Raw genomic sequence first — 14428 nt, forward strand, 5'->3', positions numbered from 1 at the left:
TTGGAGTATTAATTTAAAGAATTCCTATTATCTATATATAAGCTAATTAGGGAAAAGTATAGCTTGGAAATTTCTGTTATTGAATGTTTTTTAGCCCAATCAATACAAAATTCAGAAGAGTAAGAGAAACTACTACTATAATAGCGCTCTATAGAAACAGCCAAATTATGAATATCACCTTCGGGTGATAGAAGTCCTGTTTTTCCATCAATTACTGCATCAGATACTCCTCCAGTTTCCGATGCTATGACAAACTTTCCAAAAGAATTAGCTTCAACAGATACAATTCCAAATCCTTCTACACTCGTTTGGTCTTGAATTGTCATACTTGGCATCACAAACAACCCACATCTATTATATAATTCTCTTTTTGCAGATTCACTTACTCTTCCTAGAAACTGAACACGATTATTCAAATTGTAATCACTTACCAGTTTTCTTAACTGTGGTTCAAATGGTCCTTCCCCTCCAATAATATATTGTAATGATGGCAATTTATCTTTAAGAAGATACAATGCTTTTATCACATTCTGAAAGCCTTTCCTTTCAACTATTCTTCCTATTGACAGAAGTAAAGGTATTTTTTTCTTATCAGCATTAAGCATATTCTCGTCAACATCATGATTAAAATCAATAGGAGAGTGGACAATATGAACCAGTCGATGGTGAATATTTTCTACTAGGTTTGATGTGTATTTTGAATTGGCAAATACTTGATCAGCCATTTGTAAAACCAATTTTCGAGGAATCTTACTATAAATCATATTAAAAACATTCTTAACTATGTTAAGTCTAGGGGGATCCATCAATTCATTACCATGACACAGAAAGCCAAAAGGAATCTTCTTAATTAAATTAAGAAGAAGAACATTTGGACACATATAACAAGCTATCCCCAATACATAATCAATATGTTTTACTTTATCAATTTGCAACAATTCGCATAAGACACCGTAACTGAAAAATTTTATTTTATCTATAGAATATTTGCTTTTATAAAACGTAACATTATCAACACTAATTTCACGCGATTGATTACCAGCATAACAAGATACATCAGCATACTTAGATAAATGTTTCGCAAGCAAGTAACTTGTATTTTCAATGCCACCTGCTTCCAAGCAAAAATCAAAACTTACAAGAAGTATGTGCATATATTTTTATTTAGAATTGATATAATAAAGCTATACTCAAAAATGAATATGCATTCTATATTAGTCTCTTCTAAAGAGATCACGAGTGTAAACCTTATCTTCTACGTCATCAAGAACATTATCATAGCGATTAGCAATGATAGCATTACTCTGCTCCTTAAATTCATCCAGGTTGTTTACAATCTTGCTTCCGAAAAACAGTTCAATGTCCTCAAGTGTTGGCTCATAGATAATCACATTTGCACCCTTGGCTTTAATACGTTTCATAATGCCTTGAATAGCACTTTGACGAAAATTGTCGGAGTTACTCTTCATTGTCAAGCGATACACACCGATAGTTACAGGATTTTTTGAACCATCATATTGATTATTACTATAATAATCATACCAACCAGCCTTGCGAAGCACTGCATCGGCAATATAGTCCTTACGGGTACGATTCGATTCCACAATAGCAGTCATCATGTTCTGAGGCACATCTGCATAATTGGCAAGAAGCTGTTTTGTGTCTTTTGGCAGACAATAACCGCCATAACCAAATGATGGGTTATTGTAGTGAGTGCCAATACGAGGATCGAGACCAATTCCCTGAATGATGGCAGCTGAATCCAAACCTTTTACTTCGGCATAGGTATCAAGCTCATTGAAGTAACTTACACGAAGGGCAAGATAAGTATTGGCAAAGAGTTTGACTGCTTCGGCTTCTTTCAGTCCCATAAAGAGAGTATCAATGTTTTCTTTAATGGCACCTTCCTGAAGAAGCTTAGCGAATATCTCAGCAGACTCTTGCATATGATTGCCTTGAATTTTTCGGATTGCTTCGTTCTCCTCCTCCCATTCAACGGACATCATTTTTGGATAACCCACGATAATACGTGAAGGATAGAGATTGTCTTCAAGGGCTTTCGATTCGCGAAGGAACTCAGGAGAAAACAAAAGGCGGAATTCACGACGTTTTCCATCTGGCAATGGTACCATCTGAGCAAACTTCTGAGCATACTTCACATAGAGGGAACGACAGTAGCCAACTGGAATAGTTGACTTGATAACCATTGTTGCTTCAGGATTCACTGATAGTACAAGGTCAATGACGTCTTCTATATGATGCGTATCGAAAAAGTTCTTAGCCGGATCGTAGTTTGTAGGAGCTGCAATAACCACAAAGTCAGCATCCTTATAGGCAGATGCCCCATCAAGAGTTGCAGTGAGGTCCAGTTCCTTCTCCGCAAAATACTTCTCTATATATTCATCCTGAATTGGAGATATACGATTGTTAATCTTTTCCACCTTTTCAGGTATCACATCAACGGCTGTCACCTTGTGATGCTGTGACAACAAAGTAGCAATGCTCAAACCGACATAACCGGTACCAGCAACTGCTATTTGCAAATCTTCAAAGTTTCTCATATTCTATCTTTCTTCAGCTTTATCTCTGCTTTTACTCCTCCAGTTCTTCCCACGGATAAGGATTCTCCACCACATTCCGGAACTCGTCAATAGCTTCCTGCTGTTCGGGAGTAAGCGATGTGGAATCCCATGAAGAGATGATAGTGCGGGCTTCATCGGCCAAAGGCTCGTCGAACACTTCACCGTAGCAAGCGGTAAGCAGACGGAGCTTCAACAACGAAGCAGGAAGGATGTCGAGGATGTCCCAGCAACGGTCCAAGACTTCCTGGACGTGCTTCTGCTTCTCCCCGTGGTCGATGAATGATGCGCTATAGCCCATCAAAAGAGCAAGATAGATATTCGCCTGTTCCCCAATGGTAGAACCTTTGACACCGGAATTATACAGAGCCGTAGTCAGACGATAAACTTCACCGTTGCGGCGGGACAAATCATCGCTATAGATGGGGCTCCCGTCCACACCAAGATACATCAGGTCGTGCGCGGCACGCTGAAGAGTAATTGCTTCTTCTAAAAGAGACATAATTATTTCAGATTTATGATTTCAGATGTTATTTGATTACTTCGATAAGATCCGGGTGGATGGTTGCCATGGCAACAGCGATGACACCTTGTATTTGGATGACTACACGACGGTCGCGGGCACCTTTCACTTTCAGGAAAATACCTTCCTGACCTTCGAATTCGCCACCGGTGACACGAACTTTGGTGCCTTTCGACAAATTCAGTTCATCAGGTTGGAAATACAAGAGATGGTCATTATAGGTGCCGGATACAGCGATGAAACGCTGCATATCTTTGTCGGGGACAATAATCTTCTGTCCACTACGGGTATCGGTGATATATTGCAAGTAAGTGACCTGAGACTTGACACGCTTCAATTCTGAAGGACGAGCATGGACAAAAAGCAGATTGTGAATGACAGGAACCAAAGCGCGAACTTTCTTCCCTTTACGGATACTTACCTTATATTGCATAGGGACGAAACAGCCTAATCTTTCCTTTTCAAAAAGATGCATGGCATCAAGCTCTCTACGGTAGGTGGCACGCATGGCATACCAGACTTCGGTCTCTTTATCCGCTTCCATTTTCGTTATTTTGTTCAGAAAAGGGTGTTCCTCCGGGGCTTTGAATTCTCAGTACATAACTGTAATTCAATCACTTGCGAGCACTCTATGTAAAATACGACAAGCTTTATGCCCCTCTTGTCAACAGATTTTCTGTAGTTGTTCATTACCTTCTGGTAAGAGACTATAAACGAACGTGTTATGAACAAAAAACGTTTTTTAGACGTACGTTTTTTGAACGCCTATTTCAAAGCCCTATAAAACATTCTGAAAAAGCTAAAAACAAGAACTATTTAACTGATTAGATACAATATTTATCTTACTGATAATCAATACACTAAACATACAACCATTTATTATTAGGAATATTTTTTATCAAACATTTTGTCATTACAAAAAACATCTCTATATTTGCGCCCATTAAACGTACGTTTAATGGGCGTTCCAACACGTTGTATTACAACTATTTACGATTTAATCATTCATCTTTTCCTCCAAATCTCCTTATTTCTCCCCCACTTTTTATACTTTCGCATTTTTTAACCAGAACAAAAAACAGTTAAATGAAAGAAGTATTATGCAAATGAAAGAACTCAAAAAAAGGAAAATCTCAACGGTAACGAACTGAGAAGCACGTCGTATCAATCTGATACACAGAAATCAAGAAAAATAAAAGTAAAGGAACACTGTTCCATAGTGGATGAAAAGCTATTGGCAGAACGAGTTTACTACGGAGACCAAACCCATATTTATGTAGGTTATTTAAGAGCTTTTAAATCAGGGTATTTTGAAGGCACAAAAATCAGAAAAATAACGGATATAGCCAAACTACTCGTAGCATCCGAAAACTTCACAAAAAGAACCAGAGGAGAACAAAAGCCTTTGACTTACAGTACGATAATCACCGAGCTGGAGAAGGTATGGGCCATAATAAAACAAGAGGACACCGCACAAATTGACCCCTACGGATATGATGTAAAGATAAATCACTGATAGTTCAGTACATGAAAAGGCAGTAATTTTGCCGCCGTCAGCAACCGGACAGAAGGGCTACACCTTTCTCATCGGATGGTGTAGCCTCAACAAGGCAAGGGTGTAGCCATCCACACTGAAAGGAGTAGCCCTTTTTCATTGCTGATTATCACATATTTACTAACACTAAAAACATAAAAAAATGAGAAAAGAAAAAAATGGGTCAGAGGAAAAATTTGTATCCAAAAAAGAAAAAACAAAGAAGCTATGGGAAGAACGGATCACAGAAAACACAACATTGAGCATGGAGTCTGTACAATGGATGGCACAGCGCATAAACTCCTTGCTGGAATACATGCAATACGGATATGCTTTGATAGCCTACCGAAAGCAAGACGGCAGCTTCTATATGGGAAGAGGAACCCTCTTTTCCTACGAAAACGACTTCAAAAAGAAGCATGACGTGACAAGCATCAAAGCACACGTAGCCTATTGGGACGCAGAACAACAAGGCTGGCGGACTTTTCTGATTGAGAATTTTCTGGAATGGAAACCGATAGTAAACTAACAAAAATACTGAAGTTAAAAGTTATGGAGGCTTATTTATTACATGACGCCAATGCTGGCAGCAATTTAAAATTAATGATTATGATACAAGAAGAAGGTATGAAAGGATATGGCATTTACTGGACAGTGCTCGAATTCCTCAGATTACAGAACGAATATAAAGCCAGCCTGAAAGTGATTCCCATACTGGCACAAAAGGCAAGGGTAACAACCGCCACACTGAAGCGGATCATCTATGACTATGCGCTGTTCGAGGTGAACGAGACAAGCTTCTCATCCCCCGGACTAAGCCGCCGCATGGAACCATGGGACGCCCAACAGGAAGCTAAAAAGGAGGCAGGGCGTCGCGGTGGACTGGTTAACCAGCAGAGAATCAGAGACGCGAAGGCAAGCAGTGCTTTAGCAAATAAACAAAATAAAGAGAATAAAGAAAACCCCTCTCTATCTCCCCCAAGGGGAGACGAGGAAAAAGAAGGAGGAGATTCTTCTGACTCCACCGGAGTACACGCTCAACAAACAGACGCATAATTACCAAGGCTTGATGGAGGAACTGGCAAGGCAAAAAGTTACCGACATCCACGATCTGAATGCCATTCTGAGACTGACAGATTTCGGAAGACTGGGAGGGAAAATCTGGAAAATCCTATATGAGTTGAACAGTTCACCCCACCTGAAAGCCCGCATCGTTATGCCCGGAAAGTATATACTGAAATTACTCCAGGATTAGATTTAAAAATAGAGAATGAGAACTTTATACTCATTCTCTATTTTCCACCAATAATCTATACAGCCATCAATGAGTTTCATTTTTATTTTCTACCTTTGTACACAAAACAAACACCATAATCATTATGAATCTAAAAAATCTCTTTTTAGCCTCTGCCCTGGCGCTTACCGCATGTGGCACCATGCAGGCGCAATCTACCCAAGTCATTGCACACCGCGGTTTTTGGAACACCGCCGGTTCTGCGCAAAACTCCATCGCTGCACTCGTAAAAGCCGACTCCATCGACTGCTATGCCTCCGAGTTCGACGTATGGCTCACCATCGACCACCAACTGGTCGTTAACCACGATGCCACCTTCAAAGGCGTCACCATGCAAGATGCCACCGCCAAGGTATGCACCGCCGTACAACTGGACAACGGCGAAGCCCTCCCCACCCTGCAACAGTATCTGGACAAAGCAAAAAGCCTGAAAACCCGCCTCATCCTGGAACTGAAAGCACATAAAACTCCCGAACAGGAGACCCGTGCCGTAGAGGACATCGTAAAGATGGTGAAAGACATGGGACTTGAGGACCGCACCGAATACATCACCTTCTCCCGCCATGCCACCAAGGAATTTATCCGCCTGGCTCCCCAGGGTACTCCCGTTTACTACCTGGAAGGTGACCTCTCTCCCAAAGAGTTGAAAGAATGGGGCTGCGCCGGACCGGACTACCACTTCAGCGTCTTCAAGAAGCACCCCGAATGGATCAAAGAATGCCACGACCTCGGCATGAAAGTAAATGCCTGGACCGTGAACGACCCTAAAGACATGGAATGGCTCATCGACCAGGGCGTAGATTTCATTACGACCAACGAACCCCTGCTATTAGAGGAAATCATAAAGAAGAAATAGCCAACCTACGTACATTTAGAAACTAAAATAAGAAAATCCGCTTCATTATGTCAACAATGAAGCGGATTTATTGTTTCAAAAAGGTAGCAATTACTCGAATAAACAATCTTTTTTCTTATTTGAAATCAAATTAAGATTGCATCTTGATTACAATTTATTCAAATATAGCACTATATGCTTTTAAATTGAAACAGGAATAGCGTATATTTGTATCGACTGAAAGTTTAATTAAAAATAAATAGAAAATAGATACGCTTTTCATCAAACATTGAACAAAACGTCGTATATTTGCAGTGAAATAAAACAAAAGGATATTTTAATTAACCAACAAAGTACAAAATGACAAGAGTTATTAAATTCACCAAAATGCATGGCGCAGGAAATGACTACATATATGTAGACACCACCAAATACCCCATTGAAAATCCGGAGGAACTTTCAAGGATATGGAGTGCGCCGCATACGGGAATTGGCAGCGATGGCCTGGTACTTATCGGTCGGCCCCAAAACGCAGATTTCAGCATGCGCATCTTCAATGCCGACGGTTCCGAAGCCATGATGTGCGGCAATGCGACCCGCTGCATAGGAAAGTATCTTTTTGATTACAGATTGACAGAGAAAACTGAAATAACCCTTGACACACGGTCGGGTATTAAAATACTGAAGCTACACATTGCAGACGGAAAAGTAGATACCGTGACCGTAGACATGGGCATACCGGCCGATGAACCGGTAGACTATGACGGCAAGGGTGCCAAACCAATGAAAGAACAACCCATCGAAGTAGAAGGAGAACGGTATGTAGCGACCACCGTGTCAATGGGGAACCCTCACCTGGTGATTTTTGTTAATGATATTGCAGAGGTAGACCTTGACACCATCGGTCCGAAGCTGGAAAATCATCCGCTCTTCCCCGGACGCATCAACGTAGAGTTTGCCCAGGTACTGGGCGAAGGCAAAATAAGGATGCGCGTTTGGGAACGGGGTTCGGGCATCACCCAGGCCTGCGGCACCGGAGCTTGTGCCACCGCCGTGGCCGCCGCCCTGACAGGACGTGCAGGAAGAGAATCAATCATCATCATGGATGGAGGCTCGCTGAACATAGAATGGGACATAGCTACAAAACATGTCCTCATGACGGGAGGAGCCACAAAGGTATTCGACGGAGAAATAGAACTAACTTAAAACAAAAACAAGTATATGGCATTAGTAAACGAACATTTCTTGAAACTACCCGGTAGTTACTTATTTTCAGACATAGCTAAAAAGGTTAATACTTTCAGGATAACGCATCCCAAACAAGAGATCATCCGTCTGGGTATCGGAGACGTTACCCGTCCACTGCCACCAGCTTGCATCGAGGCGATGCACAAGGCAGTGGAGGAGATGACAGACTCGAAAACATTCCGCGGTTACGGTCCCGAACAAGGGTACGACTTTTTGATTGAAGCCATCATCAAGCACGATTACGCATCGCGCGGCATTCACTTCAGTCCCACAGAGGTTTTTGTAAACGACGGGGCAAAGAGCGATACGGGAAACATCGGCGACATTCTGCGCCACGACAACAGCGTGGGAGTAACCGATCCCATCTATCCGGTCTACATCGACAGCAACGTGATGTGCGGACGTGCCGGAGTACTGGAAGAAGACGGCAAATGGAGCAACGTGACTTATATGCCCTGCACCGCCGAAAACAACTTCATCCCCGAAATCCCCGACAAGCGTATCGACATCGTTTACCTCTGTTACCCCAACAACCCCACGGGAACCACCTTGACCAAACCGCAACTGAAAAAGTGGGTGGACTACGCACTTGCCAACGACACACTGATCCTGTTCGATGCCGCATACGAAGCATTCATCCGGGAAGACGACGTGCCCCACTCCATCTATGAAATAAAAGGTGCCAAGAAATGCGCCATCGAATTCCGCAGCTTCTCCAAGACTGCCGGATTCACCGGAATGCGCTGCGGATATACCGTAGTACCCAAAGAGCTGACAGCCGCCACCCTGGGAGGCGAACGCATTCCACTTAACAAGCTGTGGAACCGCCGCCAATGCACCAAGTTCAACGGCACCAGCTACATCACCCAACGAGGTGCGGAAGCCATCTACACCCCGGAAGGCAAGCGACAGATAAAGGAAACAATTGATTACTATATGAACAACGCCCGTACCATGAAGGAAGGCCTTGAAACTGCCGGACTGAAAGTGTACGGTGGAGTGAACGCTCCATACATCTGGCTGAAAACACCCAACGGCGTAGGCTCGTGGAAGTTTTTTGAGCAGATGTTGTACGAAGCCAACGTGGTGGGCACTCCGGGCGTAGGTTTCGGCCCCAGCGGCGAAGGCTACATCCGATTGACCGCCTTCGGCAAATACGAAGATTGCGTGGAAGCTATGAGACGCATCCGCAACTGGCTATCTTAAACGACCAACTACAAACTACTATACAATAGCGCTACACTATAGGTGAGCCGGACTGATCATCCGCAAAATTCTTAACTTAAAGGTAAAAAGGTATGAAAACAAAAAGCGTTAAATTGGGGATAATGGCAATGCTATTATCAATTGCAATGCCTTTCACGGCAAAGGCTCAGGACAAAGTAGAAGCATCGGTAAGCGCCGACCTCGTAAGCGGTTACATCTGGCGTGGTCAGGATTTGGGAGGCGTAAGCCTTCAGCCCGGCATGTCTGTAGGCTATAAGGGTTTCTCTTTGGGAGCTTGGGGATCAGTAGGACTCGAAAGTACCGACACAAAAGAATTCGATCTCACATTGGGGTACTCCACCGGAGGCTTCAGCATATCGGTGACGGACTATTGGTTCAACAAGACCGGCGACGGAGAGACGGCCAAATACTTCCAGTACGGTACCCACGATGCAGCCAATTCCCACTTGTTCGAAGCACAGATTGGCTACGATTTCGGTCCGCTGGCTGTAAACTGGTACACAAACTTTGCCGGTGTCGACGGTCTCAACAAAGACGGCGACCGGGCCTATTCATCCTACGTCTCCGTAGCAGCCCCCTTCAAGCTGGGAGGGCTGGACTGGACAGCCGAAGTAGGTGCCACCCCTTGGGCTACTGATTTCTACGGTGCCAACGGCTTTGCCGTATGCGACATCAGTCTGGGCACATCGAAAGAGATCAAGATTACCGACTCCTTCTCCCTCCCGTTGTTTGCAAAAGCAACCTGGAATCCAAGATCGGAGGGTGCATACTTTGTAGTCGGACTGAGTTTCTAAAAGAGTGTAGAATCGTAAATTGTTTAAAGTATGAAAAAGATTGAAGCTATTATCCGCAAAACAAAGTTCGAGGATGTGAAGGACGCACTGCTCGAAGCGGACATCGAATGGTTCTCTTACTACGACGTCAGAGGTATCGGGAAATCCCGTCAGGCCCGCATCTACCGTGGTGTGCACTATGACACCAGCTCCATCGAGCGAATCCTTATCTCGATCGTAGTGCGCGACAAGAATGCAGAGAAGACCGTACAAGCCATCATCAAATCTGCACAGACCGGCGAAATCGGTGACGGACGTATCTTCGTCATTCCCATCGAAGATGCCATCCGCATCCGCACTGCCGAACGGGGCGACATTGCCCTCTATAATGCCGAGCAAGAGAGATAAGCAGGCAGCATAAGCCACATATACCCATCGGGGCAGCGTGCCCTGATGACAAGAAGAAGTACAATACAACTAAATAAAGTAAAGAGATTATGGACAAATATATAAAACGCAGTTCTGCCCGACTGTGTATAGCCATTGCTATATTCATGGCATTCTGCTTTACCACCGATACATTTGCACAAGATGCCGCAGCAACGGACAGCATTGCGGCAACAGCCACCGAAGTAATCACCGCCGTGGAAGTTCCCGTTGACGCGGCAGCTTCCGATACAATCGGCGAATTGGCCAACGGACTGAACACCGTCTGGATGCTGCTTGCAGCTATGCTGGTGTTCTTCATGCAGCCGGGTTTCGCACTGGTCGAAGCGGGCTTCACCCGTACCAAGAATACAGCCAACATCCTGATGAAGAACTTCGTGGACTTCATGTTCGGTTCGCTGCTCTACTGGTTCATCGGTTTCGGACTGATGTTCGGCATCGGCGGATTCATCGGCATGCCCCACTTCATGAATCTTTCGTTCTACGACGGAGGCGGACTTCCCTCGGAAGGCTTCCTGATATTCCAGACCGTGTTCTGCGCCACAGCGGCCACCATCGTATCCGGCGCCATGGCAGAGCGCACCAAGTTCTCCATGTATCTGGCCTACACGGTCTTTATCAGCGTACTGATTTATCCGATTTCGGGTCACTGGACCTGGGGCGGTGGTTGGCTGATGAACGGCGAGCAGGGTTCGTTCATGATGGATACGTTCGGGGCGACTTTCCACGACTTTGCAGGTTCTACGGTGGTTCACTCCGTAGGTGGCTGGATAGCCCTGGTAGGTGCAGCCATTCTGGGCCCGCGTATCGGTAAGTACGGCAAGGACGGCAAGTCGAAGGCCATTCCGGGACACAACCTTATGATGGCGGCGCTCGGTGTATTCATCCTCTGGTTCGGATGGTTCGGATTCAACCCGGGTTCGCAGCTGGCAGCCTCTTCTACGGCCGACCAGATCGCTATCTCTCATGTGTTCCTCACCACCAACCTGGCCGCATGTGCCGGAGGTTTCTTTGCACTTTGCATCAGCTGGTGGAAGTACGGCAAACCGTCTCTGTCACTGACGCTGAACGGTATCCTGGCAGGTCTGGTAGGTATCACGGCCGGTTGCGACGCGGTTTCGGCTGCGGGTGCAGTCATCATCGGAGCCATCTGCGGCGTAGTAATGATATTCTCGGTAGAGTTCATCGACAGAGTATTGAAGATTGACGATCCCGTGGGTGCATCTTCCGTACACGGTGTCTGCGGTTTCCTCGGAACGGTACTCACCGGACTGTTCTCTACCAGCGAAGGCCTGTTCTACGGTGCAGGTGCAGGTTTCTTACTCGCACAGTTGTTCGGCGCACTCGTAGTAGGCGCATGGGCAGCCGGCATGGGATTCCTCATCTTCAAGGGTCTTGATATGGTACACGGACTCCGCGTTTCCAAGCGCATCGAAGAAGAAGGTCTCGACATCTACGAACACGGAGAGTCGGCCTATAACTAAACATAACCTCCCGGTCGGGCTTGGCCGCCCCTCCGGGAACAACTAAAGATGAAGTTTTTTTCACTCTAACAATAAGTTTTTTTAAACCAACAATTACAACTCAAGGTATTATGTCAAAATTGAGATTCAGAGTAGTAGAAACGGCGTTCAAGAAGAAACCCGTTGAAGTGGCAGTTCCGGCGGAACGTCCGTCAGAGTATTTCGCCAAGTATGTATTCAACAAGGAAAAGATGTTCCGGTATCTGCCCAGCAAGGTATATGCCAAACTGATTGACGTGATTGACAACGGTGCCCCCCTGGACCGCAGTATTGCCGACGAAGTGGCTGCCGGCATGAAGAAATGGGCCCTCGAAATGGGAGCAACCCACTACACACACTGGTTCCACCCGCTGACCGAAGGTACTGCCGAAAAGCACGATGCTTTTGTAGAACATGACGGCAAAGGCGGTATGATGGAAGAATTCACCGGCAAGCTGCTCGTACAGCAGGAACCGGATGCATCCAGTTTTCCCAACGGTGGTATCCGCAACACGTTCGAAGCTCGCGGTTACTCTGCATGGGACCCCTCCTCTCCGGCGTTCATCGTGGACGATACGCTCTGCATCCCAACTATTTTCATTGCCTACACCGGCGAGTCTCTGGACTACAAGGCACCGTTGCTCAAAGCCCTGCGCGCTGTGGATAAGGCTGCCGTAGACGTATGCCGTTACTTCAATCCCGATGTGAAGAAAGTAGTTTCTTATCTGGGCTGGGAACAGGAATACTTCCTGATAGACGAAGGTCTGTACGCCGCACGTCCCGACCTCTTGATGACCGGTCGCACGCTGATGGGCCACGACTCGGCCAAGAACCAGCAGCTGGAAGACCACTACTTCGGTGCCATTCCAAGCCGTGTGGCTGCCTTCATGAAGGAACTGGAGATTGAAGCGCTGAAGCTCGGCATCCCCGTCAAGACCCGTCACAACGAGGTAGCTCCCAACCAGTTCGAGTTGGCTCCTATCTACGAAGAGTGCAACCTGGCTGTAGACCACAACATGCTCATCATGGCCTTGATGCGCAAGACCGCCCGTCACCACGGCTTCCGCGTGCTGCTGCACGAAAAACCGTTCAAGGGCGTCAACGGTAGCGGCAAGCACAACAACTGGTCGCTGGGTACCGACACCGGCATCCTGCTGATGGGTCCGGGCAAGACACCGGAAGACAACCTGCGCTTCATCACCTTCGTAGTGAACACCCTGATGGCCGTCTACAAGCACAACGGATTGCTGAAAGCCAGCATCTCAAGCGCCACGAACGCTCACCGTCTGGGTGCCAACGAAGCACCTCCCGCAATCATCTCTTCATTCCTGGGCAAGCAGTTGTCTCAAGTGCTCGATCATATCGAAGAAAGCACCAAAGACGATCTCATCAGCCTCAGCGGCAAGCAAGGCATGAAACTGGACATCCCGCAGATTCCCGAACTGATGATTGACAACACCGACCGTAACCGCACCAGCCCGTTCGCCTTCACCGGCAACCGTTTCGAGTTCCGCGCCGTAGGTTCCGAAGCCAACTGCGCCAGCGCCATGATAGCCCTGAACTCCGCAGTAGCCGAACAGTTGATTGAATTCAAGAAAGATGTGGACACCCTTATCGAAAAAGGCGAACCGAAGATTTCGGCTATCCTCGAAGTCATCCGCAAGTACATCAAGATCTGCAAGCCCATCCACTTCGATGGCAACGGTTACAGCGACGAATGGAAAGCCGAAGCTGCCCGCCGCGGTCTGGATTGCGAAACCAGCGTGCCCGTCATCTTCGACAACTACCTGAAGCCCGAAAGCATCAAGATGTTCGAGTCTATCGGCGTCATGACGCAAAAGGAACTGGAAGCCCGCAACGAAGTAAAGTGGGAAACTTACACCAAGAAAATCCAAATCGAAGCCCGTGTACTGGGAGACTTGGCCATGAACCACATCATCCCTGTAGCTACGCAGTATCAAACCGATCTGGTGGACAACGTATACAAGATGAAAGACCTCTTCCCCGCAGAGAAAGCTGCCAAGCTGTCTGCCAAGAACCTGGAACTCATCGAAGAGATTGCCGACCGCACCGCCTTCATCAAGGAGCATGTAGATGCCATGATCGAGGCCCGCAAGGTTGCCAACAAGATAGAATGTGAACGCGAAAAAGCCATCGCCTACCACGACACCATCGTGCCGATGATGGAAGAAATCCGTTACCACATCGACAAGTTGGAGCTTATCATCGACAACCAGATGTGGACGTTGCCGAAATATAGAGAACTGCTATTTATAAGATAAAAAAATAGGTAATCTCACGACTCCGGAAGGAAACCTGAGAGTGCCCTCGCGGCACAAGTTATCTATTTCTTTTGTTGGTTGTTTTAAGTTTGCAGGGGGAGAGGTACCGTGAGGCAGTTCTCCCTCCCTTTTTTTACCGGGCCGAACGTTTGCCCATAGTAATAAAATAAGTTATCTTTGCCCA

15 protein-coding genes are annotated in these 14428 nt (G+C 46.1%); 11 read left to right on the top strand and 4 right to left on the bottom strand.

Going from position 1 to position 14428, the window contains the following annotated elements:
* Nucleotides 1-8: 8 nt before the first annotated feature.
* Genes AAE250_RS05300 through AAE250_RS05315 form a run of 4 tightly spaced genes read right to left on the bottom strand, consistent with a single transcriptional unit; the run spans nt 9 to nt 3646 of the window.
* The gene (locus AAE250_RS05300) at nt 9-1154 is read right to left on the bottom strand and encodes a glycosyltransferase family 4 protein (RefSeq protein ID WP_294598861.1); all 1146 of its coding nucleotides are present in this window, start codon (nt 1152-1154) and stop codon (nt 9-11) included.
* Nucleotides 1155-1214: 60 nt separating this feature from the next.
* The gene (locus AAE250_RS05305) at nt 1215-2561 is read right to left on the bottom strand and encodes a nucleotide sugar dehydrogenase (RefSeq protein ID WP_294598858.1); all 1347 of its coding nucleotides are present in this window, start codon (nt 2559-2561) and stop codon (nt 1215-1217) included.
* 31 nt (nt 2562-2592) lie between these two features.
* The gene (locus AAE250_RS05310) at nt 2593-3081 is read right to left on the bottom strand and encodes a UpxZ family transcription anti-terminator antagonist (protein ID WP_294598855.1); all 489 of its coding nucleotides are present in this window, start codon (nt 3079-3081) and stop codon (nt 2593-2595) included.
* A gap of 28 nt (nt 3082-3109) precedes the next feature.
* On the bottom strand, nt 3110-3646 hold the full coding sequence (locus AAE250_RS05315; RefSeq protein WP_294598852.1) for a UpxY family transcription antiterminator: 537 nt from the start codon (nt 3644-3646) through the stop codon (nt 3110-3112).
* 675 nt (nt 3647-4321) lie between these two features.
* Here AAE250_RS05315 and AAE250_RS05320 point away from each other — a divergent pair.
* The 11 genes from AAE250_RS05320 (at nt 4322) to AAE250_RS05370 (ending at nt 14244) form a co-directional block, all read left to right on the top strand.
* Complete coding sequence (locus tag AAE250_RS05320) at nt 4322-4618, top strand: hypothetical protein (protein WP_294598849.1); 297 nt, start codon at nt 4322-4324, stop codon at nt 4616-4618.
* 181 nt (nt 4619-4799) lie between these two features.
* Nucleotides 4800-5165, top strand: a complete 366-nt coding sequence (locus AAE250_RS05325; protein WP_294598846.1) for an SH3 beta-barrel fold-containing protein — start codon at nt 4800-4802, stop codon at nt 5163-5165.
* An 80-nt stretch (nt 5166-5245) separates the two neighbouring features.
* Nucleotides 5246-5692, top strand: a complete 447-nt coding sequence (locus AAE250_RS05330) for a Lin1244/Lin1753 domain-containing protein (RefSeq protein ID WP_294598844.1) — start codon at nt 5246-5248, stop codon at nt 5690-5692.
* A gap of 13 nt (nt 5693-5705) precedes the next feature.
* Entirely contained in the window at nt 5706-5891 is a 186-nt protein-coding gene (locus AAE250_RS05335; protein WP_294598841.1) for a hypothetical protein, read from the top strand.
* Between the two features lie 124 nt (nt 5892-6015).
* Nucleotides 6016-6786: a glycerophosphodiester phosphodiesterase family protein gene (locus AAE250_RS05340; protein WP_294598838.1), complete on the top strand. Its 771-nt coding sequence runs from the start codon at nt 6016-6018 to the stop codon at nt 6784-6786.
* Between the two features lie 339 nt (nt 6787-7125).
* Entirely contained in the window at nt 7126-7971 is an 846-nt protein-coding gene (dapF, locus tag AAE250_RS05345) for a diaminopimelate epimerase (protein ID WP_294598835.1), read from the top strand.
* Nucleotides 7972-7986: 15 nt separating this feature from the next.
* Nucleotides 7987-9219 (top strand): LL-diaminopimelate aminotransferase, encoded by a 1233-nt coding sequence (locus AAE250_RS05350; protein WP_294598832.1) that lies wholly within the window; start codon nt 7987-7989, stop codon nt 9217-9219.
* Between the two features lie 92 nt (nt 9220-9311).
* A complete protein-coding gene (locus AAE250_RS05355; protein ID WP_294598829.1) occupies nt 9312-10034 on the top strand; it encodes a hypothetical protein in 723 nt (240 codons plus the stop codon).
* A gap of 30 nt (nt 10035-10064) precedes the next feature.
* A complete protein-coding gene (locus AAE250_RS05360; protein WP_294598827.1) occupies nt 10065-10421 on the top strand; it encodes a P-II family nitrogen regulator in 357 nt (118 codons plus the stop codon).
* Between the two features lie 89 nt (nt 10422-10510).
* A complete protein-coding gene (locus AAE250_RS05365) occupies nt 10511-11944 on the top strand; it encodes an ammonium transporter (protein ID WP_294598824.1) in 1434 nt (477 codons plus the stop codon).
* Between the two features lie 110 nt (nt 11945-12054).
* Nucleotides 12055-14244 carry a glutamine synthetase III family protein gene (locus AAE250_RS05370; protein ID WP_294598821.1) on the top strand — a complete coding sequence of 730 codons (2190 nt, stop codon included), beginning with the start codon at nt 12055-12057 and terminating at the stop codon, nt 14242-14244.
* Nucleotides 14245-14428 lie beyond the last annotated feature (184 nt).

This window comes from Bacteroides sp. GD17 (assembly GCF_038448625.1).
Taxonomy (GTDB): Bacteria; Bacteroidota; Bacteroidia; order Bacteroidales; family Bacteroidaceae; genus Bacteroides.